Source organism: Streptomyces sp. AC512_CC834, from assembly GCF_019049325.1.
GTDB lineage: Bacteria > Actinomycetota > Actinomycetes > Streptomycetales > Streptomycetaceae > Streptomyces.
This window is the reverse complement of the sequence record NZ_JAGMUO010000016.1, coordinates 1-23,245: the sequence shown is the minus strand read 5'-3', so window position 1 is coordinate 23,245 and position 23,245 is coordinate 1. Positions and strand designations below refer to the sequence as shown.

At 72.2% G+C, this 23,245-nt stretch carries 20 protein-coding genes and 1 pseudogene; 14 read left to right on the top strand and 7 right to left on the bottom strand.

Translation table 11 applies throughout. The features are described 5' to 3' along the window. The first annotated feature begins 2 nt into the window (after positions 1 to 2). Positions 3 to 1,487: a HAMP domain-containing sensor histidine kinase gene (locus KUM40_RS06475; protein ID WP_308401070.1), complete on the top strand. Its 1,485-nt coding sequence runs from the start codon at positions 3 to 5 to the stop codon at positions 1,485 to 1,487. On the opposite strand, the gene KUM40_RS06470 is transcribed toward KUM40_RS06475, so the two are convergent. Continuing rightward, positions 1,477 to 2,472 carry a TAXI family TRAP transporter solute-binding subunit gene (locus KUM40_RS06470; RefSeq protein WP_217163788.1) on the bottom strand — a complete coding sequence of 332 codons (996 nt, stop codon included), beginning with the start codon at positions 2,470 to 2,472 and terminating at the stop codon, positions 1,477 to 1,479. The two genes, KUM40_RS06475 and KUM40_RS06470, sit on opposite strands and share 11 nt — an antisense overlap. Before the next feature lie 143 nt (positions 2,473 to 2,615). Here KUM40_RS06470 and KUM40_RS06465 point away from each other — a divergent pair, with 143 nt between their 5' ends. Beyond that, positions 2,616 to 3,155, top strand: coding sequence for a MazG nucleotide pyrophosphohydrolase domain-containing protein (locus KUM40_RS06465; protein ID WP_217163786.1), 540 nt, complete (start codon positions 2,616 to 2,618; stop codon positions 3,153 to 3,155). A gap of 62 nt (positions 3,156 to 3,217) precedes the next feature. Here KUM40_RS06465 and KUM40_RS06460 read toward each other — a convergent pair whose 3' ends face one another. Both KUM40_RS06460 and KUM40_RS06455 read right to left on the bottom strand, forming a co-directional pair. Continuing rightward, positions 3,218 to 4,477, bottom strand: coding sequence for a cation:proton antiporter (locus KUM40_RS06460; protein WP_217163784.1), 1,260 nt, complete (start codon positions 4,475 to 4,477; stop codon positions 3,218 to 3,220). A gap of 4 nt (positions 4,478 to 4,481) precedes the next feature. Beyond that, positions 4,482 to 4,967: a TrkA C-terminal domain-containing protein gene (locus KUM40_RS06455; protein WP_217163782.1), complete on the bottom strand. Its 486-nt coding sequence runs from the start codon at positions 4,965 to 4,967 to the stop codon at positions 4,482 to 4,484. A gap of 102 nt (positions 4,968 to 5,069) precedes the next feature. On the opposite strand from KUM40_RS06455, the gene KUM40_RS06450 reads away from it, so the two are divergent. The 4 genes from KUM40_RS06450 to KUM40_RS06435 all read left to right on the top strand — a co-directional run bounded on the left by KUM40_RS06450 (position 5,070) and on the right by KUM40_RS06435 (position 9,176). Next, a complete protein-coding gene (locus KUM40_RS06450) occupies positions 5,070 to 6,146 on the top strand; it encodes a HAMP domain-containing sensor histidine kinase (RefSeq protein WP_217163780.1) in 1,077 nt (358 codons plus the stop codon). Further along, positions 6,146 to 6,805: a response regulator transcription factor gene (locus tag KUM40_RS06445; RefSeq protein WP_217163778.1), complete on the top strand. Its 660-nt coding sequence runs from the start codon at positions 6,146 to 6,148 to the stop codon at positions 6,803 to 6,805. Before KUM40_RS06450 ends, KUM40_RS06445 begins: the two co-directional genes overlap by 1 nt. Before the next feature lie 90 nt (positions 6,806 to 6,895). After that, positions 6,896 to 8,413: a tRNA (N6-isopentenyl adenosine(37)-C2)-methylthiotransferase MiaB gene (gene miaB / locus KUM40_RS06440; RefSeq protein WP_217163776.1), complete on the top strand. Its 1,518-nt coding sequence runs from the start codon at positions 6,896 to 6,898 to the stop codon at positions 8,411 to 8,413. A 49-nt stretch (positions 8,414 to 8,462) separates the two neighbouring features. Continuing rightward, positions 8,463 to 9,176 carry a class III extradiol dioxygenase subunit B-like domain-containing protein gene (locus tag KUM40_RS06435; RefSeq protein WP_217163774.1) on the top strand — a complete coding sequence of 238 codons (714 nt, stop codon included), beginning with the start codon at positions 8,463 to 8,465 and terminating at the stop codon, positions 9,174 to 9,176. A 202-nt stretch (positions 9,177 to 9,378) separates the two neighbouring features. Here the strand turns inward: KUM40_RS06435 and KUM40_RS06430 are convergent, their stop codons facing one another. Together KUM40_RS06430 and KUM40_RS06425 are read right to left on the bottom strand one after the other, a co-directional pair. After that, a complete protein-coding gene (locus KUM40_RS06430) occupies positions 9,379 to 9,705 on the bottom strand; it encodes an antitoxin (protein ID WP_217163772.1) in 327 nt (108 codons plus the stop codon). A gap of 24 nt (positions 9,706 to 9,729) precedes the next feature. Further along, complete coding sequence (locus KUM40_RS06425; protein WP_217163770.1) at positions 9,730 to 10,014, bottom strand: hypothetical protein; 285 nt, start codon at positions 10,012 to 10,014, stop codon at positions 9,730 to 9,732. Between the two features lie 182 nt (positions 10,015 to 10,196). Between KUM40_RS06425 and miaA the strand changes: the two genes are divergently transcribed. From miaA to hflX, 6 genes are all read left to right on the top strand, one after another. Further along, entirely contained in the window at positions 10,197 to 11,135 is a 939-nt protein-coding gene (miaA, locus tag KUM40_RS06420) for a tRNA (adenosine(37)-N6)-dimethylallyltransferase MiaA (protein ID WP_217163768.1), read from the top strand. 107 nt (positions 11,136 to 11,242) lie between these two features. Beyond that, complete coding sequence (locus tag KUM40_RS06415) at positions 11,243 to 11,743, top strand: hypothetical protein (RefSeq protein ID WP_217163846.1); 501 nt, start codon at positions 11,243 to 11,245, stop codon at positions 11,741 to 11,743. A gap of 67 nt (positions 11,744 to 11,810) precedes the next feature. Further along, the gene (dapF, locus tag KUM40_RS06410) at positions 11,811 to 12,680 is read left to right on the top strand and encodes a diaminopimelate epimerase (protein WP_217163766.1); all 870 of its coding nucleotides are present in this window, start codon (positions 11,811 to 11,813) and stop codon (positions 12,678 to 12,680) included. Positions 12,681 to 12,978: 298 nt separating this feature from the next. After that, on the top strand, positions 12,979 to 15,147 hold the full coding sequence (locus tag KUM40_RS06405; protein WP_217163764.1) for a bifunctional (p)ppGpp synthetase/guanosine-3',5'-bis(diphosphate) 3'-pyrophosphohydrolase: 2,169 nt from the start codon (positions 12,979 to 12,981) through the stop codon (positions 15,145 to 15,147). A 316-nt stretch (positions 15,148 to 15,463) separates the two neighbouring features. After that, positions 15,464 to 16,984, top strand: a complete 1,521-nt coding sequence (locus KUM40_RS06400) for a M1 family metallopeptidase (protein ID WP_217163762.1) — start codon at positions 15,464 to 15,466, stop codon at positions 16,982 to 16,984. A gap of 146 nt (positions 16,985 to 17,130) precedes the next feature. After that, a complete protein-coding gene (gene hflX / locus KUM40_RS06395; RefSeq protein WP_217163759.1) occupies positions 17,131 to 18,624 on the top strand; it encodes a GTPase HflX in 1,494 nt (497 codons plus the stop codon). Positions 18,625 to 18,712: 88 nt separating this feature from the next. On the opposite strand, the gene KUM40_RS06390 is transcribed toward hflX, so the two are convergent. Beyond that, on the bottom strand, positions 18,713 to 19,942 hold the full coding sequence (locus tag KUM40_RS06390; protein WP_217163755.1) for a serine protease: 1,230 nt from the start codon (positions 19,940 to 19,942) through the stop codon (positions 18,713 to 18,715). A gap of 188 nt (positions 19,943 to 20,130) precedes the next feature. Then, the gene (locus KUM40_RS06385; protein ID WP_217163753.1) at positions 20,131 to 21,360 is read right to left on the bottom strand and encodes a serine protease; all 1,230 of its coding nucleotides are present in this window, start codon (positions 21,358 to 21,360) and stop codon (positions 20,131 to 20,133) included. Between the two features lie 361 nt (positions 21,361 to 21,721). Between KUM40_RS06385 and KUM40_RS06380 the strand changes: the two are divergent. Together KUM40_RS06380 and KUM40_RS42600 are read left to right on the top strand one after the other, a co-directional pair. Continuing rightward, positions 21,722 to 23,157: pseudogene (locus KUM40_RS06380) on the top strand (aminotransferase class III-fold pyridoxal phosphate-dependent enzyme); the annotation flags it as partial. 29 nt (positions 23,158 to 23,186) lie between these two features. Further along, positions 23,187 to 23,245 (top strand): hypothetical protein (locus KUM40_RS42600; RefSeq protein ID WP_374227350.1); only part of this gene is annotated, 59 nt, incomplete at its 3' end.

Below are 23,245 nucleotides of genomic sequence, written 5' to 3'. Positions count from 1 at the left end.
GGGTGAGCACACGCCTGCTCCCGCTGCTCATCGTCCTGATGGCGGCCGTACTGCTCGCGCTCGGCGTGCCGCTCGGAGTCAGCGTCGCCCGCGCGGAGCAGCAGAAGGTCGTCATCGACCGCATAGACGACACGGCACGCTTCGCCGCGCTCGCCCAGTTCGTCACCGAGGACGTGCCGGGCGGCTCCCGCCCGACGAACAAGGACGAGCGCCTGGAGACCCTGCAGACCGAGCTGACCAGCTACTACGAGGTCTACGGCATCAAGGCCGGCGTCTTCTACCGCAATCACATCCCGATGGCCAACGCCCCGACGACGTGGTTCCTGCCCCAGACCGGCGAGGTCCGCGACTCCTTCGACGAGGCGCTGCTCAGCCGCCGCAGCCACGACCCGCGGCAGGTGTGGCCCTGGCAGGACGGCCGGCTCGTGGTCGCCTCGCCGGTCATCCGGGACGGTGACGTGGTCGCGGTCGTGGTCACGGAGTCGCCCACCGACTCGATGCGGGCGAGCACCGTGCGCGGCTGGCTGTTCATCGGCGCCGGGGAGTTCGCCGCGATGCTGCTCGCCGTCGGCGCCGCGCTCCGGCTGACCGGCTGGGTGCTCAGGCCGGTGCGGGTGCTCGACGCCACCACCCACGACATCGCCACCGGGCGGCTCAAGTCCCGGGTCGCGCCGTCCGGGGGGCCGCCGGAGCTCAGACGCCTGGCCGGGTCGTTCAACGAGATGGCCGACCACGTGGAGGACGTGCTGGAGCAGCAGCGCGCCTTCGTCGCCGACGCCTCGCACCAACTGCGCAATCCGCTCGCCGCGCTCCTGCTGCGCATCGAACTGCTCGCCCTCGAACTGCCCGACGGCAACGAGGAGATCGCCTCCGTCCAGACCGAGGGCAAACGCCTGGCCCGGGTCCTGGACGATCTGCTCGACCTGGCGCTTGCCGAGCACAGCCAGGCCGACCTCAAGGTCACCGACATCGGCGCGCTGGCCGCCGAGCGGGTGGCGGCCTGGTCACCGACGGCCGACGCCAAGGGCGTACGCCTGGTGGGGGAGTGCCCGCCGACCACGGGCTGGGCCGACCCGGTGTCGCTGTCCAGCGCCCTGGACGCGGTCATCGACAACGCCGTGAAGTTCACGCCACGGGACGAGACGGTGCGCGTCGAGGTCGCCTCCACCGGGGACGTCACCACGGTCGTCGTCACCGACAACGGACCCGGGCTCACCGACGAGGAGCTCGCGCGCGTGGGCGACCGTTTCTGGCGCAGCGGGCGGCACCAGAACATCAAGGGGTCGGGCCTGGGCCTGTCCATCTGCCGGGCGCTGCTCGCGGCGGGCGACGGTTCGATCTCCTTCGGCCACCATGAGCCGCACGGCCTGAAGGTGACGGTCACGGTGCCGAGATCGGGCACGGGTACGGGCACGCGGTCGGGATCGGGGTCGAGCTTCGAGTCGGGGCCGGGGCCGGGCTTCGGCGGGAGCGGCGCTACGGCTTGACCGACCGGTAGTAACGCCGGGCGCCCTCGTGCAGCTCCAGCGGGTCGGTGTAGATCGCGGTACGCAGGTCCACCAACTGCGCGGAGTGCACGTGCGCCCCGATGCCGTCGCGGCTGTCGAGCACGGTCCGGGTCAGCCACTCGGTCAGCCGCGGATCGACGTCCGCGCGGGTCACCAGCAGGTTGGACACGGCCATGGTGGGCACCACGGCACCGTTCTGCACGGTGGGGTAGGCCGATTCCGGCATGTTGGTGGTGCGGTAGTAGCGGGTCGCGCCGCCGGATTCGTGCAGCTTGGTGACGATGTCGTCGCCTATCGGCACGAACCGGAAGGCGGAGGTCTTCGCTATCTGCTTGAGGCCGTCCGTCGGCACGCCGCCCGACCAGAAGAACGCGTCGAGCTCGTCGCCCAGCCGTCCGGGCCCGGTGTCGATCCCGTCCGCACTGGGCGTGATGTCCTTCTCCGGGTCGATGCCCACGGCCTTCAGTACCCGGGTGGCGATCAGCCGTACACCCGAGTCGGGCAGCCCGATGGCCACCCGCTTGCCGCGCAGGTCGGCGACCGACTGGATGTCCGAGTCGCTCGGCACCACAAGCTGCACGTAGTCGTCGTAGAGGCGGGTGACACCGCGCAGCCCCTCGGCACCGGGACGGCCGGCGAGCTTGTACGTCTCGACCGCGTCGGCCGCGGCGATCGTGAAGTCGGCCTTCCCGGTCGCCACCCGCTCGACGTTCTCCTGTGAGCCGGCGCTGGTCATCAGCCGCACGTCCAGGTCCGGCATGTCCTTGCGCAGCTCGATGCGCAGCAGCTCGCCGTACTTCTGGTAGACCCCCGCGCGGGTGCCCGTGCTGAACGTGATCGTCCCGCTCGGCGGCTTCTCGCCCAGCGGCAGCAGCCACCACAGCAGCAGCCCGAGCACGACGGCACCGGCGACCGCGACCTGGGCGGTCCGGCGCCTGCCGATACGGGAGAGCAGCGTGGACATGTGGGCGATCCTGCCAGTCCGCACCCGCACTGACCAGGGCCGGGCTCACACGGCGGGGTGCCGCACCGGGTGCGCGGACGTGGGCCGACGGCTTCGGCACCGGTGCGGGCCCACTGTCAGTGGCGGTCATTACAGTCGTCGGCATGAGCAACACCTCGCCCGCCGAAGGCAACACGTCGCCCGTCCAGGGCAGGCCCCCGCCCGTCGAAGGCCGGACCCCGCCCGTCGAAGGCAGGACCTCGCCCGTCGAGGGCAAGACGTCCCCCGCCGACCTGGTGCACGCCTTTCACCTGGCCTTCGGGCTGGACGCCCGAAGTACCCCGACCGAGGTCTCGCCCGGCCTGGCCGCGCACAGAGGCGAGCTGCTCGCCGAGGAAGCCGCCGAGGTCGCCGAGGTGTCGGTGCGGGGCCCGCTCGACCTGCTCGCGCACGAACTGGCCGACGTGGTCTACGTCGCGTACGGCACGGCCCTCGTCCACGGCATCGATCTGGACGCGGTGATCGCCGAGGTGCACCGCTCCAACATGACCAAGCTGGGCCCCGACGGCCGCGTGAGCCGTCGAGCCGACGGCAAGGTACTCAAGGGCGACCACTACGAGGCACCGGACGTGTCCGGCGTACTGCGCCGACAGGGGTGGACACCGCGGACGCCGCAGGCCCCGGAGAAGCAGCCCGGCGACTGACCCCGTCCGTACGACGACCCCGGCACCTGCGTACCGGGGTCGTGCCGGGAGTGGTGCCGGGGTCAGTCGCCCACCGAGGCTTCTGCCTCCGCTTCCGCTTCCGCCTCCGCAGCCGTCGTCCGGGGCGTCCCCTCCGTGGGGCCGCTGGGACGGTCGGGGTTGTCGTGGCGGCGGCGGAAGAGGCGGGAGGCCAGCGGTTCGGTGAAGCGGGCGGTGAGGGGGCCGAGGACGACCAGGATGAGGACGTACGCCGTGGCCAGCGGGCCCAGGGACGGCTCGATGCCGGCCGAGACTGCCAAGCCCGCGATGACGATCGAGAACTCGCCGCGCGCCACCAGCGCGCCGCCCGCGCGCCAGCGGCCCTTGACGGAGATCCCGGCACGCTTCGACGCCCAGTAACCGGTGGCGATCTTCGTCACGGCGGTGAGCAGGGCCAGCGCGAGGGCGGGCAGCAGGACCGGCGGAATGCTGGCCGGATCCGTGTGCAGCCCGAAGAAGACGAAGAAGACCGCCGCGAACAGGTCCCGCAGCGGGCTCAGCAGCGTGTGCGCACCCTCCGCGACCTCCCCGGACAGTGCGATGCCCACCAGGAAGGCGCCCACCGCGGCCGACACCTGGAGCTGCTGCGCGACACCGGCGACCAGGATCGTCAGGCCCAGCACCACGAGAAGCAGCTTCTCCGGGTCGTCGCTGGAGACGAACCGCGAGATGACCCGGCCGTAGCGCACCGCCACGAACAGCACGAGGCCCGCCGCGGCCAGCGCGACCGCCAGCGTGATGCTGCCGGTCATCAGCCCGGCCCCGGCCACCAGTGCCGTGACGATCGGCAGGTACACCGCCATCGCCAGGTCCTCCAGGACCAGCACGCTCAGGATCACCGGGGTCTCGCGGTTGCCGACCCTGCCCAGATCGCCGAGCACCTTGGCGATGACACCGGACGACGAGATCCACGTCACGCCGGCGAGGACCACGGCGGCCACCGGTCCCCAGCCCATCAGCAGTGCGGCCACCGCGCCCGGCACGGCGTTGAGCGCGCAGTCGACGAGACCGGCCGGATAGTGGGACTTGAGGTTGGTGACCAGGTCACTGGCCGTGTACTCCAGGCCCAGCATCAGCAGCAGGAGGATGACACCGATCTCGGCGCCGGTCGCGACGAACTCCTCGCTCGCGCCGAGCGGGAGCAGCCCGCCCTCGCCGAAGGCCAGCCCGGCCAGCAGGTACAGCGGGATGGGGGACAGCCGGTAACGGCCGGCGAACCGGCCGAGCAGTCCGAGCCCCAGGATGATGGAACCGAACTCGATCAGCAGAACCGCGGAGTGCACCGGCTCACTCCTGCCCGAGTATCGCCGCGGCGGCGTCGACGCCCTCACGGGTGCCGATGACGATCAAGGTGTCACCACCCACGAGCCGGAAGTCCGGCGCCGGTGAGGGAATCGCCTCGGCCCGCCGCAGCACCGCCACGATCGAGGCCCCGGTGTCGGTCCGCATCCGGGTGTCGCCCAGCAGCCGCCCGTTCCAGCGGGACGTGGCGGCCACCTCGATACGCTCGGCGACCAGCCCCAGATCGGTGGTGTAGAGGAGGCTCGCGCTATGGTGGGAGGGCTTGAGCGCGTCTATCAGCGCGCCCGCCTCGGGGGAGTTCAGCCGCAGCGAGTGGGCGCAGGAATCGGGGTCGTCGGCCCGGTACACGTTGACCGTGCGGGCGCCGTCGCGGTGTGCCACCACCGACAGGTGGCGGTGTTCGCGGGTCACCAGGTCGTACTGGACCCCGATACCCGGGAGCGGCGTGGCCCTCAGGCGTGGAGCTGACACGAGCTTTCCCCTCATTCGTCCTGCGTCTCTGGCCGCGCTTCTGGCACGTGCGTGACGTGCTCGCGACCTCGCCATGCTGCCATCCGCACGTACGGTGGCGATATGGGTGTCGTGACGGATATACGCAGCCGGTCGCGGGCGACGAAGCTGGCTGCGGGGGTGTCGTGCGCGAAGGCCGGGAGGAGCGGAAAGAGGAACGTGTCGCTGTTCTGGCGGATCTTCTCGCTCAACGCCGCCGGCCTGGTCGTCGCCACCGCACTGCTGCTGGGACCGGTCACCGTGTCGACGCCCGTGCTGGCCGGAGAGGCAGTGATCCTGCTGGCGGGCCTCGCTGTCCTGCTGGCCGGCAACGCGATCGTCCTGCGCATCGGACTCACCCCGCTGCACCGGCTGGGCCGGGCCATGACGACCGCCGATCTGCTCGTGCCCGGGGCCAGGCCGAGGGTCTCCGGACCGGCCGAGGCGGCACAGTTGATCGCGACCTACAACACGATGCTGGACCGGCTCCAGGCCGAACGCGCCGCCGGCGCCGGCCGGGCGTTGCAGGCCCAGGAACGCGAACGCCACCGCATCGCCCGCGAACTGCACGACGAGGTCGGCCAGACCCTCACCGCCGTCCTGCTCCAGCTCAAGCGTGTCGCCGACCGGGTTCCCGGGGAGCTGCGCGAGGAGGTGACCCTGGCGCAGGAGGCCACCCGTGCGGGACTCGACGAGATCCGCCGCATCGCCCGCCGCCTGCGACCCGGCGTCCTCGAGGAACTCGGCCTCGCCAGCGCCCTGCGCTCGCTCGCCGCCGAGTTCACGCACCACGGACTGACCGTCCACCACCACATCCCCGGCGACCTGCCCCCGCTCACCCCGGAGGCCGAACTGGTGATCTACCGGGTCGCCCAGGAAGGCCTCACCAACACCGCCCGGCACGCCGCCGCCGACCGTGCCACGCTCACACTGCGCCCGCTGCCCGACGGTGGCGGGGTCGAACTGCTCGCCCGCGACAACGGCGCCGGTCTCGGCGCGGCCGCCGAGGGCGCCGGCCTCCGCGGGATGCGTGAGCGGGCCCTCTTGATAGGAGCCGAGATCCACTTCGCACCCGCCCCCGGAGGGGGCACCGACGTACGCCTGCGCGTCCCCGCACCGCCGGGGGACCGAACCGGAGACCGAACCGGAGACAGCCCCTGATGTCCGCACGGCCCCCGATCCGCGTCCTGCTCGCCGACGACCACACCCTCGTACGCCGCGGGGTCCGCCTCATCCTGGACGGCGAACCGGACCTGACGGTGGTCGCCGAGGCCGGTGACGGTGCCGAAGCGGTCGCGGCCGCGCGGGCCAACGAGGTCGACCTGGCCGTCCTGGACGTCGCCATGCCCCGCATGACCGGCCTCCAGGCGGCCCGCGAACTCTCCCGCCGCCTGCCCGAGCTGCGCATCCTGATCCTGACCATGTACGACAACGAGCAGTACTTCTTCGAGGCCCTCAAGGCCGGCGCCTGCGGATACGTTCTCAAATCCGTCGCCGACCGCGACCTGGTCGAGGCCTGCCGGGCCGCCGTGCGCGACGAGCCGTTCATCTACCCCGGAGCCGAGCGAGCCCTCGTCCGCTCCTACCTGGACCGCGTGCAGGGCGGCGGCGGCCTCCCCGAGCGGCCCATCACCGAGCGTGAGGAGGAGATCCTCAAGCTCGTCGCCGAGGGCCACACCTCCAAGGAGATAGGCGAGCTGCTGTTCATCAGCGCCAAGACCGTCGAACGCCACCGCGCGAACCTCCTGCAGAAGCTGGGCGTACGCGACCGCCTGGAACTCACCCGGTACGCGATCCGCGCGGGCCTCATCGAACCCTGACCACCGGCTCCGACCAGCCCTGACCAGCCGCGACCCCGGTTGTCCACAGGCGTCCGGGGCCATCGTCGCCGACCGCCTACCCTTATTGCCATGAGCAGCATCGACCGGATCCAGTCAGTGGGCGGCACGCGCACCTATGAAGTACGCACCTACGGGTGCCAGATGAACGTCCACGACTCCGAGCGATTGTCCGGTCTGCTGGAGGGCGCGGGTTACGTCCGCGCCCCCGAGGATGCCGACGGCGACGCGGACGTCGTCGTCTTCAACACCTGCGCCGTGCGGGAGAACGCCGACAACAAGCTGTACGGCAACCTCGGCCGTCTCGCCCCGAGAAAGACGAGCCGGCCCGGCATGCAGATCGCCGTCGGCGGCTGCCTGGCCCAGAAGGACCGCGACACCATCGTGAAGCGGGCGCCCTGGGTCGACGTCGTCTTCGGCACGCACAACATCGGCAAGCTCCCGGTGCTGCTGGAGCGCGCCCGCGTGCAGGAGGAGGCGCAGGTCGAGATCGCCGAGTCCCTGGAGGCGTTCCCGTCCACGCTGCCGACCCGGCGCGAGAGCGCGTACGCGGCCTGGGTCTCCATCTCCGTCGGTTGCAACAACACCTGCACCTTCTGCATCGTCCCCGCGCTGCGCGGCAAGGAGAAGGACCGCCGCCCCGGTGACATCCTCGCCGAGGTCGAGGCGCTGGTCGCCGAGGGCGTCAGCGAGATCACCCTCCTCGGGCAGAACGTCAACGCCTACGGCTCCGACATCGGCGACCGCGAGGCGTTCGGCAAGCTGCTGCGCGCCTGCGGGAACATCGAAGGACTGGAGCGCGTCCGCTTCACCTCCCCGCACCCGCGCGACTTCACCGACGACGTCATCGCCGCCATGGCCGAGACACCCAACGCGATGCCGCAGCTCCACATGCCGCTCCAGTCCGGCTCCGACCCGGTGCTCAAGGCGATGCGCCGCTCGTACCGCCAGGAGCGCTACCTGGGGATCATCGAGAAGGTGCGGGCCGCCATCCCGCACGCGGCGATCACCACCGACATCATCGTGGGCTTCCCCGGCGAGACCGAGGAGGACTTCGAGCAGACCCTGCACGTGGTGCGCGAGGCCCGCTTCGCCCAGGCCTTCACCTTCCAGTACTCCAAGCGGCCCGGCACCCCTGCCGCCGAGATGGACGGCCAGATCCCCAAGGCGGTCGTCCAGGAGCGCTACGAGCGACTGGTCGCCCTCCAGGAGGAGATCTCCTGGGATGAGAACAAGAAGCAGGTCGGCCGCACCCTGGAGCTGATGGTCGCGGAGGGCGAGGGCCGCAAGGACGGCGCCACCCACCGCCTCTCCGGCCGCGCCCCCGACAACCGACTGGTGCACTTCACCAAGCCCGACCGGGACGTCCGCCCGGGTGACGTGGTGACGGTCGAGATCACCTACGCCGCCCCGCACCACCTTCTCGCCGAGGGCGCGGTGCTCGGCGTGCGCCGCACGCGCGCGGGTGACGCCTGGGAGAAGCGCAACGCGGCCGAGCAGGCCAAGCCGGCGGGCGTGCTGCTGGGCCTGCCGAAGATCGGGGTGCCCGAGCCCCAGCCGGTCGTGGCGAGCGGCTGCGGCTGCGACTGACCGCGGGGGGAGCCGCGGTCGGCGGCGGCACGGGGCTACGCTGCCGATCATGCTTGTCGCCGCCGCCGTCTGCCCCTGCCCGCCGCTCCTCGTGCCGGAGGTCGCCGCGGGCGCCGCACCCGAGCTGGACGCGGCACGCGCCGCGTGCGTGGACGCGCTGGGCGTGCTCGCCGCGGCCCGGCCCGACCGGCTCGTGGTCGTCGGGCCCGCGGACTCCGCCGGGCCCGAGGCCTACCCGCCGGGCGCGCGGGGTTCGTTCCGCGGCTTCGGCGTGGACCTGGACGTGTGCCTGGGCGCCGGCAGCGGAACGGAGAGCGGACCAGGCCTGCCGTACGGGCTCGCCGTGGGTGCCTGGCTGCTGGGGCGGACCGGGTGGACCGACGCGCCCGTCGACGCCGTCGGTGTGGGGGACGCGCTGTCCGCCGAGGGCTGTGCCGCCGTCGGCCGGGACGTCGCCGCGCGGGCCGGGCGGACGGTGCTGCTGGTGCTGGGCGACGCCAGCGCGTGCCGCACGCTCAAGGCGCCCGGGTACCTCGACGAGCGGGCGGCGCCCTTCGACGCGGAGGTGGGACGAGCCCTGGGGTCGGCGGACGTACCCGCCCTCGCCGCGTTGGACGTCGCACTGGCCCGCGAGCTCAAGGTGTCGGGCCGGGCACCCTGGCAGGTCCTGGCGGGCGCGGCCGAGAGCACGGACCTCGCCGGCACGCTGCTGTACGAGGACGCGCCCTACGGGGTGGGGTACGTCGCGGCCACCTGGTCGTAGCAGCCGGCACGGCCCACGGCCGGCGTCACGGGCCCGGACGGGCCCGCCCCACGGACGGGCTCGCGCACGGACAAGGCACGCGCCCGGGCGGCCCGGAGCGGATCCGTTGATCCGCTCCGTGACCGTCCCGCCGACGCGTCGTGCCCCGTCCGTGCGCCGGGGCATCGGGATGCCGGTGCGCCGGGATGCCGGGATGCCGGGGTCAGGAAGCCGGAGGCGGTCCTGCCGGAGGGGTCCCGCCGGGATTCCCGCCTGGGGTTCCGCCCGGCGCGCCGCCCTGGGTTCCGCCCGGGGCGGCGCCTCCGTCCCCGACCTCGTCGTCCTTGTGGGCGAGGCGGTCCATGGCACCCTTGGCCTTGCCCGTGCCCGTCTGGATCCGGTCGCTGTACTTGCCCTTGGTCCTCTCGTCGACGGTCCGCGCCATCTTGTCGAGACCGCGATCGATCTTGTCCCCGTGCTGCTGGGCGAGGTCGGAGACCTTGCCCTTAGCCGGTTCGAGTCTGGCCTTCAAGTTGTCCAGGAGACCCATGGTTCGCCTTCCCTCACGGGGCAGTCAGGTGCGGGCGCCCTTGTCGGCCTCGTTGTCGACGGCCTCCCCGGCGGACTGCTGCTTGGGGATGCCGACGCCGTCCGAGTCACCGGCCTCGGCGGCTCCGGCGGCTCCGGGGGCCTCGTCGGCCTCCGCCGTGTTCCGGGGACCGGCGTCGGTCGTCCCAACGGCCTCGGCCGTGTTCTCCTCCGCCGCGAGCCCGGTGTCCGGGGTGTCGGTCCGCTTCTCTGCGGCCGACGCCTCCTCGGTGGTCTTCGACCTCCGAAAAAGCCGTGCAAAAACGCCCATATCAACTCCATACGTTACTCGTGCGGGCGAAATCCCGCGGCATCCGGTGCGTCCGTTTGCGTGGCCGGGGCCATGACCCGGTGGTCCGGGGAGCGGGAACCTCGCAACGGGCAACGACCCCGGCCGCGGAGCGTCACGTAACTCGTTCGAGGGCGAGGTGGGGGGTTTGCGAGACTGGTGCGGTGAGCAGCGCACCCCCCGCCCCCCGCGTCATCGCCGTCGTCGGACCTACCGCGGCCGGAAAGTCCGATCTGGGCGTTTTCCTGGCCGAACGGCTCGGCGGCGAGGTCGTCAACGCCGACTCCATGCAGCTCTACCGTGGGATGGACATCGGCACCGCCAAGCTGACGCCCGACGAACGCGATGGCGTCCCGCACCATCTGCTGGACGTCTGGGACGTGACGGTCACGGCGTCCGTCGCCGAGTACCAGCGGCTGGCGCGGGAGCGGATCGACGCGCTGCTCGCCCGGGGGCGCTGGCCGGTCCTCGTCGGCGGCTCCGGCCTCTACGTCCGTGGGGCCGTCGACAACCTGGAGTTCCCCGGCACCGACCCCGAGGTCAGGGCCCGGCTGGAGGAGGAGCTCGCACTGCGCGGCTCGGGTGCGCTGCACGACCGTCTGACCGCCGCCGACCCGGAGGCCGGGCGGGCCATCCTGCCCAGCAACGGGCGTCGCATCGTGCGCGCCCTCGAGGTGATCGAGATCACCGGCAGGCCCTTCACCGCCAACCTCCCCGGTCACGACTCCGTCTACGACACCGTGCAGATCGGCGTCGACGTGGCCCGCCCCGAACTGGGCGAGCGGATCGCCCTGCGCGTCGACCGGATGTGGGAGGCGGGTCTGGTCGACGAGGTGCGCGCACTCGAAGCGCAGGGGTTGCGCGAGGGGCGTACGGCGTCGCGCGCGCTCGGCTACCAGCAGGTCCTCGCGGCGCTCGCCGGCGAGTGCACGCTGGACGAGGCGCGCGCCGAGACCGTCCGTGCCACCAAGCGCTTCGCGCGCCGTCAGGATTCGTGGTTCAGGCGCGATCCGCGGGTGCACTGGTTGAGTGGGGGTGTGGCGGATCGCACGGAACTTCCGCAGCTCGCCCTGTCGTTGGTCGAACGACCGGTTACAGCCTGATCACGTGATGGCATCGGGACGCCCCGGTCGTCATCCGGGCCTTCGGCGGCGTGCCATCATCGAGCTTCGATCGACCGAGTGAGTCCTAGTTGGGAGGGCGCGTGGCGATGGAGGCCGGCCCTCGTGACACCGCACCGAGTACCGAGCACGGCACCGCCGACCACGGCGGACCGGAGCCGGACGGAGCCGCCCTGAGCCCCGACGGCCCCGACGAGGCGCCGGAGCGCGTCGCCGCCGACGGCCCCGAGCCCGACGAGATGTACGGGGACGAGGTCGAGGTCGAACTGCGTCCCCAGCGCCGGCTGCGGATCTGGCAGCTCGCACCCATCGTGTGCCTGGCCGCGCTCGGCTCCCTGATGTTCGCCTTCCCGCTCGCCTTCGACTTCGGCGACAGCGGCGCCGTGATCGCGATGCTGGGGCTGCTGATCTGCTCCTGCGCGGCCGGCTGGGGCATGATGGCCGCCCGCAGGGTCGGCTACACCTGGCCCGGACTGCCGCAGCGCGGGTCGGGGCGTCGTGCCGACTGGCGGATGATCCTGGTCTACGCCCTGGCGGTCGCCGCGGTCGTCGTCCTGGCCGTGTGGCGGGTGGCTCGCCTGCGGGGCTGAGCGGGCTCCGCCCCGGCCCACCTCCGCCCCTCGTCGTTACGCCGTACCCACCCCGTACGATCGAGGAATGAGCACGCGGATCGCCTTCCTCAAGGGGCACGGCACCGAGAACGACTTCGTGATTGTTCCGGACCCGGAGAACGCCCTCGACCTGCCGCCTGCCGCCGTCGCCGTCCTGTGCGACCGCCGCGCGGGCGTCGGCGGTGACGGACTGCTGCACGTGGTGCGGTCCGCGGCGCACCCCGAGGCCCGGGGCATGGCCGCCGAGGCGGAGTGGTTCATGGACTACCGCAACGGCGACGGCTCCGTCGCGGAGATGTGCGGCAACGGCGTACGGGTCTTCGCCCGCTACCTCCAGCGCGCCGGGCACGCCGCCGAGGGCGACCTCGCCATCGCGACGCGCGGCGGCGTGAAGCACGTCCATCTCGCGAAGAACGGTGACGTCACCGTCGGCATGGGCCGCGCCGGGCTCCCCGAGGGCGACGTCGTGGTGAGTGTCGGCGAGCGCGGCTGGCCCGCGCGGAACGTGAACATGGGCAACCCGCACGCGGTCGCCTTCGTCGCGGACCTCGCCCACGCCGGCGACCTGTACACCCCGCCGCCCTACGAGCCCGCCACGGCGTACCCGGACGGGGTCAACGTCGAGTTCGTGGTCGACCGGGGCCCCCGCCACGTCGCGATGCGCGTGCACGAACGCGGCTCCGGGGAGACCCGCTCCTGCGGCACCGGCGCCTGCGCCGTCGCCGTCGCCACCGCCCGCCGGGACGGCACCGACCCGGCCGTCACCGGCACCCCGGCGACGTACACCGTCGACGTGCCCGGCGGCACCCTGGTGATCACCGAGCACCCCGACGGCGAGATCGAGATGACGGGACCCGCGGTGATCGTCGCCGAGGGCGAGTTCGACTCCGCGTGGCTGGAAGGGGTACTCGCCTGAACCACGAACGAACCATGAACCACGAACGAACCAAGAATCACGAACGAACCATGAACCACGAACGACAACCACGAACCGGTGAACCACAGCCCGGACCATGACACTCAGTGCGAAAACGTAAACCCTCGGACCATCGCTCGAATGGGTGATCCGTTTCACGCTCGGCGAGAGGCGGTCAGCCGCACGTGGTGGGCTCGATAGCATCAAGCACCGGCCCGGACGGGGGACCAACACCATCCCCTGAGCCGTGTCCGCCCTGGGATACCCCGTCCGCCGGTCCGCGCAGCCGGAGGTGCCCATGAATGCGGAGGCCGTGAATCCAGCGAGCCCGGGCCCTGTGCCGCCCGCGGCCACCGGCGCCGTCACGCCGGCGCCCCGCAGAAAGGCCCGCCCCCGGATCGACCTGCGCCGGCTGGGCCGCGCCGCACTGCTCGGCTCCGCCACCCGCAGCCGACTGCCCGACGCCATCAGCCACGTCGTCGAGGCCCACCGCGCCCACCACCCCGACGCCGACATCGACCCGCTGCGCCGCGCCTACGTCCTGGCCGAGTCCTCGCACCGCGGCCAGATGCGCAAGAGCGGCGAGCCGTACATCACCCACCCCCTCGCCGTCACCCTGATCCTCGCCGAACTCGGCGCGGAGACCACCACACTGACCGCCTCGCTCCTCCACGACACCGTCGAGGACACCGAGGTGACGCTCGATCAGGTCGGCGAGCAGTTCGGCGCCGAGGTCCGCTACCTCGTCGACGGCGTCACCAAGCTGGAGAAGGTCGACTACGGCGCCGCCGCCGAACCCGAGACCTTCCGCAAGATGCTCCTCGCCACCGGCAACGACGTCCGCGTGATGTCGATCAAACTCGCCGACCGGCTCCACAACATGCGCACCCTCGGCGTCATGCGCCGCGAGAAACAGGAGCGCATCGCCAAGGTCACCCGCGACGTCCTCATCCCGCTCGCCGAACGGCTCGGCGTCCAGGCGCTCAAGTCGGAGCTGGAGGACCTCGTCTTCGCGGTCATGCACCCCGAGGAGTACGCGCACACGCGGGAGTTGGTCAACGAGAACGCCGCACGCGCGGACGACCCGCTCGCCGCGGTCTCCGACGAGGTGCGGGGCGTGCTGCGCGAGGCCGACATCCAGGCCGAAGTCCTCATCCGCCCCCGCCACTTCGTCTCGGTGCACCGCGTCTCCCGCAAGCGCGGCCCGCTCGGCGGCGCGGACTTCGGCCGCCTCCTGGTGCTCGTGCAGGAGGACGCCGACTGCTACGCCGTCCTCGGTGAACTGCACACCTGTCTGACGCCCGTCGTCTCGGAGTTCAAGGACTTCATCGCCGTCCCCAAGTTCAACCTGTACCAGTCGCTGCACACCGCGGTGGCCCGCGCGCAGGACGGCCAGGTCGTCGAAGTCCTCATCCGCACCCACCAGATGCACAAGGTCGCCGAGGCCGGCGTCGTCGCGCTCGGCAACCCCTACGCCCCGCCGGCGGAGGAGCAGGGCGCGGGCGACGGCGAGCGCGCCGACCCCACCCGGCCCGGCTGGCTCTCCCGGCTGCTCGACTGGCAGCGCGGGGCCCCCGACCCCGACACCTTCTGGTCCACCCTGCGCGAGGACCTCGCTCAGGACCGCGAGATCACCGTCTTCCGCCCCGACGGCGGCACCCTCGGCCTCCCCGACGGCGCGACCTGCGTCGACGCCGCGTACGCCCAGTACGGCGAGGACGCGCACGCGACCATGGGCGCCCGGGTCAACGGCCGGCTGGCGACCATGAGCACGGTGCTGCGCGACGGCGACACCGTGCAGCTCCTGATGGGCCAGGACCCCGCGTCCGAGCCCTCCAGGGAGTGGCTGGAGCACGCTCACACGCCGGCCGCGCGGATCGCCATCCAGCGCCGGCTCGCGACCCACCCGGAGCCGGTGCCCGAAGCGGAGGAGACGGCCCGGGGCCCCGTCGCGCCCGAGGCCCGCTCCCACGCCCCGCGGCCGGCCGCCGACGCTCCGGCGGGCCGCCCCGACTCCGCCGACGTCCTCGTCGACCCGCCGGGCGCGACCGTGCGGCTGGCGGGCTGCTGCACCCCCGTACCGCCGGACGAGATCACCGGCTTCGCCGTGCGCGGGGGAGTGGTGACCGTGCACCGCGCCCCGTGCGCGGTGGTGGCGCGCATGAAGAGCGCGGGGCGCGCGGAGGTCGGTGTGCGCTGGGGGGAGAGCACCGAATGCCGGGTCACCCTGCTCGCCGAATCGTTCGGCCGCCCGCACCTGCTGGCCGACCTCACCGAGGCCATGGCCGTCGAAGGCGCCGAGATCGTCTCCGCCACCGTCGAACCCCCGGACCGGCAGCGGGTCCGTCACACCTACACCGTCCTGCTCCCGGACGCCGCCCGGCTGCCCGCCCTCATGCGCGCGATGCGCGACGTGGCCGGCGTGTACGACGTCAGCCGGGCACAGCCGCAGCCGACCGGCGCCTGATCCGGTACGCCTTACGGGAGAGCCGCAGCGGACAGCGCTACCGGAGCGCCGCGGCCGAGCCGTGGGATGCATCACCCCGTCGGGCGCGGGGGCTGGGGGACGTACTCGTTCGGGTGCCCGGGCTGGGGGACATACCTGGTCGGGTGCGCGGGCGGGGGATATGCCTGGTCGGGTGCCCGGGCAGGGGATGTATCCGGTCGGGTGCCCGGGCAGGGGATGTGCCCGTTCGGGTGCCCGGGCCGGGGGACGTACCCGTTCGGGTGCCCCGGGCGCGCGCCGTCGCCGTGGGGCACGCGCGCGCTGATAGCCGTGAGGGATGCTGCACACCCCTCACCCCCCGACTCCGCGATCCCGTGCGCGCTCCCGGCGCCGGCTCAGGGCCGCGGCGCTGCTCGCCTCGGCCGTCTCCGTCTGCCTGGTCGCCGCGAGCGCCCCGCCCACCCCGCTGGGTGTCGGCGACCGACTCTTCCCGCACCTGGGCAACCCCGGCTACGACGTGGCGGCGTACGACCTCTCCTTCACCTACTCCGGCAGCAACACCAAGCCCCTGAAGGCCGTCACCACCATCGACGCCTGGACCACGGCCGACCTGAACCGGGTCAACCTCGACTTCGCCCACGGAACGGTCGACTCCGTCGAGGTCGACGGCGAGCCCGCCGGCTTCGCCACGGCCGGCGAGGACCTCGTCGTCACGCCCGAGGACGCGCTCGACGAGGGCGAGTGGACGCGGATCACCGTGCGGCACAGCAGCGACCCCGTGTACCCCGAGGACCGCCAGGGCGGCTGGGTGCGCACCGCCGACGGCCTGGCCATGGCCAACCAGGCCGACGTCGCCCACCTTGTGTTCCCCTGCAACGACCACCCCTCCGACAAGGCGCGGTTCACCTTCCGCGTCACCGCCCCCGAAGGGCTCACGGCCGTCGCGAACGGCCTGCCGACGGGCGTGGACCGCACCGGCGGATCGACCACCTGGACCTACCGGACCCAGCACCCCATGGCCACCGAGCTGGCCCAGGTGTCCATCGGCCGCTCCACCGTCCTGCACCGCGCCGGCCCGCACGGACTGCCCGTGAGGGACGTCGTGCCGACGAAGCACCGCGCGGCGCTCGAACCGTGGCTGAAGAAGACCCCCGACCAGATCGCCTGGATGGAGAAGAAGGTCGGGCGCTACCCCTTCGAGACGTACGGCCTGCTCATGGCCGACGCCACCACCGGCTTCGAACTCGAGACCCAGACGCTCTCCCTCTTCGAGCGGGAGCTGTTCACCGAGCCCGCCTACCCCAAGTGGTACGTCGAGTCGATCATGGTCCACGAGCTGGCCCACCAGTGGTTCGGCAACAGCGTCAGCCCGGCCACCTGGTCCGACCTGTGGCTCAACGAGGGACACGCCACCTGGTACGAGGCGCTGTACGCGGAGGAGACCGCGGACAAGCCCATGGAGGCGCGCATGAAGGCCGCCTACGGTGCCTCCGACCGCTGGCGCACGGCGGGCGGACCGCCCGCCGCCCCCAAACCGCCGAAGAACGGCAGCAAGACCGGGATCTTCCGCTCCAACGTCTACGACGGCGCCGCCCTCGTGCTCTACGCCCTGCGCCAGGAGATCGGCCGCCCGGCCTTCGAGCGCCTCGAGGCGGCCTGGGTCGGCCGCCACCGGGACGGCACGGCCACGACCTCCGACTTCGTCCGGCTCGCCGCCGAGATCTCCGGCCGCGACCTGGGCGACTTCTTCCAGGCCTGGCTGTACGGCGAGAAGACCCCGCCGATGCCCGGCCACCCGGACTGGAAACCGACCGCCACCGACCAGGCGCCCGCTGCCCAGAAGGCACACGGGGAATAAGCCGATGACGAGACGGCCCGTGCCGTGCGACCATCTTCGGGACGGCGTGGTACGGGCCGCGGGAATCTCCCCGGCGGCTCGTACGTTGTACAGAGCGTCGCGGTACAAGTGCCGCGTCGGCCCGTTCCCAGCTACGTAAGGATCCAATGACCTCCTCTTCTTCCCCCTCCCAGGACACCAAGAGTCTCGCGCAGACCTATCCCGAGGGCCTCCGGGCCGATGCCCTGATGGAAGAGGACGTCGCCTGGAACCACGAGACCGACCCGCAGTGGGACGGCGAGCAGTTCGACCGCTCCGACCGTGCCGCTCTGCGCCGGGTGGCGGGCCTGTCTACCGAGCTCGAGGACGTCACCGAGGTCGAGTACCGCCAGCTCCGCCTGGAGCGGGTCGTCCTCGTCGGCGTGTGGACCTCGGGCACCGTGCAGGACGCGGACAACTCGCTGGCCGAACTGGCCGCTCTCGCGGAGACGGCGGGCGCGCTCGTGCTCGACGGCGTCGTCCAGCGCCGCGACAAGCCGGACGCCGCCACCTACATCGGCTCCGGCAAGGCCGAGGAGCTGCGGGAGGTCGTCCTCGACACGGGCGCGGACACCGTCATCTGCGACGGTGAGCTGAGCCCGGGTCAGCTCATCCACCTCGAGGACGTCGTCAAGGTCAAGGTCATCGACCGCACCGCCCTGATCCTGGACATCTTCGCCCAGCACGCCAAGTCCCGAGAGGGCAAGGCGCAGGTCGCGCTCGCGCAGATGCAGTACATGCTGCCGCGACTGCGCGGCTGGGGTCAGTCCCTGTCCCGGCAGATGGGCGGCGGCAAGGGCGGCGGCCTCGCCACCCGTGGTCCCGGTGAGACCAAGATCGAGACGGACCGGCGCCGGATTCGCGAGAAGATGGCGAAGATGCGCCGGGAGATCGCGGAGATGAAGACCGGCCGCGAGATCAAGCGTCAGGAGCGCAAGCGCCACAAGGTGCCCTCCGTCGCCATCGCCGGCTACACCAACGCCGGAAAGTCCTCGCTGCTCAACCGCCTCACCGGCGCGGGCGTGCTGGTGGAGAACGCGCTGTTCGCCACCCTCGACCCGACCGTGCGCCGCGCGGAGACGCCGAGCGGCCGTCTGTACACCCTGGCGGACACCGTCGGCTTCGTCCGGCATCTGCCGCACCACCTGGTCGAGGCGTTCCGCTCCACGATGGAGGAGGTCGGCGAGTCCGACCTGATCCTGCACGTGGTCGACGGTTCGCACCCCGTCCCGGAGGAGCAGTTGGCCGCCGTGCGCGAGGTGATCAGGGACGTCGGCGCCACCGGCGTACCCGAGATCGTCGTGATCAACAAGGCCGACATGGCCGACCCGCTGGTGCTCCAGCGGCTGCTGCGGGTCGAGAAGCGGGCCATCGCCGTCTCGGCACGCACCGGCCGGAACATCGACCAGTTGCTCGCGCTGATCGACAACGAGCTGCCGCGTCCCTCGGTCGAGATCGAGGCGCTCGTGCCGTACACGCACGGCAAGCTGGTCGCCCGCGCCCATGACGAGGGTGAGGTGATCTCCGAGGAGCACACCCCGGAGGGCACCCTGCTCAAGGTGCGGGTGCACGAGGAACTGGCGGCGGAGCTCACGCCGTACGTTCCGGCGCCGCTCGCCTGAGACCGAGGGCGCCCCGCGCGGCCGTAGGGCCGACGACCGAGGGTCCGTCCCCTGCCGCGGCAGGGGACGGACCCTCGTCACGTGCGCTTCACCGACCGCCGTACGTCTCGCTCATGTTCTGGTACAGCGCCTCGGCCGCACTGCCGAGCTGCGGACCCGCCAGCCAGGTGTTCTCCAGCGGGCCGATCGAGGTGTTGGAGACCAGCTTCGTCTCCCCGTCCACCACCCGGAACCAGCCGCCGCCCGACGAACCACCGGTCATGGTGCAGCCGATGCGGTACATCGTCGGCAGCGACGGGCGCAGCGACAGCCGGCCGGGCCGGTCGACGCACTTGAACATCTCCAGGCCGTTGTACGGCGGCGCGGCCGGGTAGCCCCAGGCACCCATGCTGGACACCTCCGTCGCCGACGGCGCGGAGAAGTCCACCTCCAGCGCGGCGCCGACCGTCTCCTCCAGCGACTTGCCGCCCTGCTCCGGCTGCACGTGCAGCACCGAGTAGTCGTACGCGGCCCCGTCACCGCCGCTCTCCGAGCCACCCTGGATCCACTGGTCCGAGGTCGACGCCCAGTCGGCCCACCAGGTGCCGTACGGGGCCATCTCGGTGGTGGTCGCGTTCGCCAGCCCCGCCTCGGACTTGCCGTAGTCGTTGTACGACGGGACGAAGGCGATGTTGCGGTACCAGCCGCCGCCCCCACCGGCGTGCACGCAGTGGCCCGCCGTCCACACCAGGTTGGACTTGCCCGGGTGGTTCACGTCCTTGACGACGGTGCCGGAGCAGACCATCGAGCCCTCGGGGGAGTCGAAGAAGACCTTGCCCACCGGGGCGGCGTTCTCGTGGTACGGCGTCTTCTCGGCCACGGCCTCGACGGGCGCCGGCTCCGGATCGGTGGCCCCCTGGTCGGCGGCCGCGTCCTTGGTCGTGACCGTCTTGTCGGCCGCCTTCGCGGACTGCATCCGGTCCGGCTTCCACAGGCCCTCGATCACCGGGTTCATGAAGTCCTTGGCCTCACTGAGCCACTTGTCCTCGTCCCAGTTCTTCCAGCCGCCGTCCTTCCACCGGTCGACGTCGATGCCGTGCTCCTTGAGCCGGTCCGCGAGGCCGGCCGGGAGCCCGCCCCCGCCACCGTCGCCACCGCCGGCACCGGCGTCACCGGTGTCGGCGGCCTGGGAGGTGCCACCACTGGGCTTGGCGTCCGCCTCGTCCTTCTCCGACCCGCAGGCGGTCGCGGTGAGCGTCAGGACGGTGACGAGGCCGGTGGCGACGAGTACGGTGCGCCGCCGGCGCCGTGGCGCGGCGGACGTAGGTGTGGAACGCATGGTGCGACGACCCCCGTTGAAACGTATGAATCTCTATGAACAACTATGGGTATCTATGGGTATTTATGGCATCTATGGGAATCCGTGAATGTCTATGAATGTCACGGAACGTGCGGCGGGGCGTCGGCCCTGCACCGACGCACCCCACCCTCACTCACCGCTGATTCAGCGCGGCGCCCGGTACGGGATCACTGGCCGGTGAACTTGCCGCTCACCGCGTCGAACACGCCCTTGGCCTCCTTGCCGAGGCGCGGACCGGCCAGCCAGCCGGCCGTCACCGGGCCGATCGACGTGTTGGACACCAGCGCCGGCTTGCCGTCGGAACCGGTGGCGACCCAGCCGCCGCCGGACGAACCGCCCGTCATGGTGCAGCCGATGCGGTACATCGTCGGGTCGGAGGCGTTGATCGACAGCCGCCCGGGCTTGTCGTCGCACTGGTACAGCTTCTGACCGTCGTAGGGCGGCGCGGCCGGGTAGCCGATCGCCTTCATGCTCTCGATCTCCGGCACGGCGGGCGCGTCGAAGTCCACCGGCAGTGCCGAGCCGACCGTCTCCTCCAGCGACTTGCCGCCGCTGCCCTTCTCCGGCGTCACATGAATCACGGCGAAGTCGTACGAGGCGCCGTCACCGCCCGTCGCACCGCCCTGCTCGATCCACTGGTCCGAGGTCTGCGCCCAGTCCCCCCACCACACACCGTAGGGAGCGAGCTCCTCCTTGGTGGCGTTCTGCAGTTCCTCGGTCGACATGTCCGCGTCGTTGTACGACGGGACGAAGGCGATGTTGCGGTACCAGCCGCCGCTCTTGCCGGCGTGCACGCAGTGACCGGCCGTCCACACCATGTTGGACTTGCCGGGATGGGCCGGGTCCGCCACGACCGTCGCCGAGCAGACCATCGAGCCCTTGGGGGAGTCGAAGAGGAGCTTGCCCGCCGTGGCGGCGTTGTCGTGGTACTTCGCCGGTACGGCCTGTGCGTCGACGGGCGCAGGCTCCGGGTCGGTGACTCCCTGGTCACCCGAGATGTCGCTGTCGTCGACCTCCTGGTCCGGTTCCTCGGCATCCCGCATCCGGTCCGGGTCCCACAGGTCCTCGATGATCGGGTTGACGAAGTCCTGCGCCTCACGCAGCCAGTCGTCCTTGTTCCAGTTCTTCCAGGCGCCGTTCTTCCAGTCGTCGACGTCGATCCCGTGTTCTTTGAGCTTGTCCTTGATGTGGTCCGGGATCTGGATCCCGCCCTTGGCGTCGTCCGCGGCGGACGCGGAGGCCGAGGCGTCGCCGCCCGCCTCGGGGTCGCCGTCCTCGCACGCCGTGGCGGTGAGCGCGAGCGCCGAGACGAGCGCCACGGCGGCGGCCGCGGAGGAGGTTCCGCGCCGGCCGCGCCGGTTCCCGCGCGTGGTGAACGACGGCCGTATGGATCGCATGGTGTTGATTCCCCCTGCTGTGAACGAACGTGGTGCCGCGGCCGAGCCGCCGTGCGGCGGTGACCTGGAACGGCACCACACACTATTAGTTCGCTGTGGGGGAGTTCCGACGGAACGGCAACGGTTCGGATACAGCCGTCTGACCTGGCACGCGGCGCCCGACGTTCCGGAAGGCCGGGCCGCGGCGCCGGACCGGACGGCGAAATCCCCGTTCCGGCAAGGATCTTCCGGCCGGCCGTAACCCGGTGAACGGTCCGCGGTTGGTAGCGGTGGGGGGCCTGCTGTCCGGACGCGGTCCCCCGTGCCGGGAGCGCCCGGTACGTCGCATCGCGTCCGGGCGGCGGGAGGTCGACGAGCCGTGGTGGAGTCCGCGTACGGGGTATGTGCGTCCGCAGGCGGGAACGCCGGGCCGGCCGGGGGGAGGGGGCTCACGGCCGAGACGTCCGCGCGGGCGTGCACCGCGCGGGAGGGCGCCGTGAGGCGCCAGTCGGCGCGTGAGGGGGCTGCGCGCACCTACGCGCGCGCCCTACCGGTCGTACCGGTCCGGGCCCGGGGACTCACCATCGAGGGCGCCGACGGCCGCCGCTACCTGGACTGCGTCTCCGGCGCGGGAACCCTGGCCCTGGGGCACAACCACCCCGTCGTGCTGGAGGCGATCCGCAGGGTCCTCGACTCGGGCGCCCCCTTGCAGGTCATGGACCTCACCACGCCCGTCGAGGACGCCTTCGTCGCCGAACTGCTGCGCACCCTGCCACCCGGACTCGCCGATCACGCGCGCGTGCGGTTCTGCGGCCCGTCCGGAACGGACCCGGTCGCCGGCGCCGTCGCACTGGTGCGCGCCGCCACCGGACGGACCCGGGTGATCTCCTTCACCGACGCCTGTCCCGGCGCGACGCGCGAGGCGTGCGAGGCGTGCGCGGAGCCGGGCGACGACGGCGGACCACGGCTCGTACGTCTGCCGTATCCGCCGGACCGGCACCGCCCGTTCGGCGTGAGCGGCTCCGGCATTGAGGACCACCGGCCGGGTGAGGAGCCGCCCGCCGGCCTGATCCTGGAACCGGTCCGGAGCGAGGGCGGGGTGCTTCCCGCGCCGGACGGCTGGATCCGGCGCATGCGGAGCGGCACGGCCGAACGGGCCGTCCCGCTCATTGTCGACGAGACCGAGACCGAGACCGAGACCGAGACCGAGACGGGCGTCGGGCGGACCGGTGCCTACTGGGCGGTCGAACACATCGGAGTCACCCCCGACGTGCTGGTTCTCTCCGGGGCGATCGGCGGCAGCCTGCCGCTGGCCGCGCTCGTCCACCGCGACGACCTGTACGACCGGGACGCCCCGCGCGGAGGGGAACCCGGGGCCGGTGCCTTCCGCGGCAACCAACTCGCGCTGGCCGCGGGCGCGGCCACCCTTGCCCATGTCCGCGAGCACCGCCTCGCCGAGCACGCCGCGCCGCACTGGGCGGCCGGATGCTGGCCCGACTGCGCTCCCTGGCCGGGGAGTTCGCGTGCGTCGGCGACGTGCGGGGGCGGGGCCTGATGGCCGGCGTCGAGTTGGTGGCACCGGACGGCCCTGACGACCGTCCCCACGGTGCCCGTCCGGGCTCCGCTGCCGAACTCGCCGCCGCCGTCCGGCGGGAGTGTCTGCGCCGCGGCCTGATCGTGGACGTCGTACGCCTGCTGCCGCCGCTGATCGTCACCGAGGAGCAGATGTCGGCGGTCCTGGAGCGACTCGCCGACGCCGTGCAGGCGGTGGACCGCCACCCCGGGGACCATGCCGGGTTACGCGAGGAGTCTCCCCCGAGTTCGCCGCGCTGTGGGCCGACCACGAGGTGGCCTTCCGACGCGAGGACCGCAAACGGCTCGTCCACCCCGTGATCGGTGTGATCGA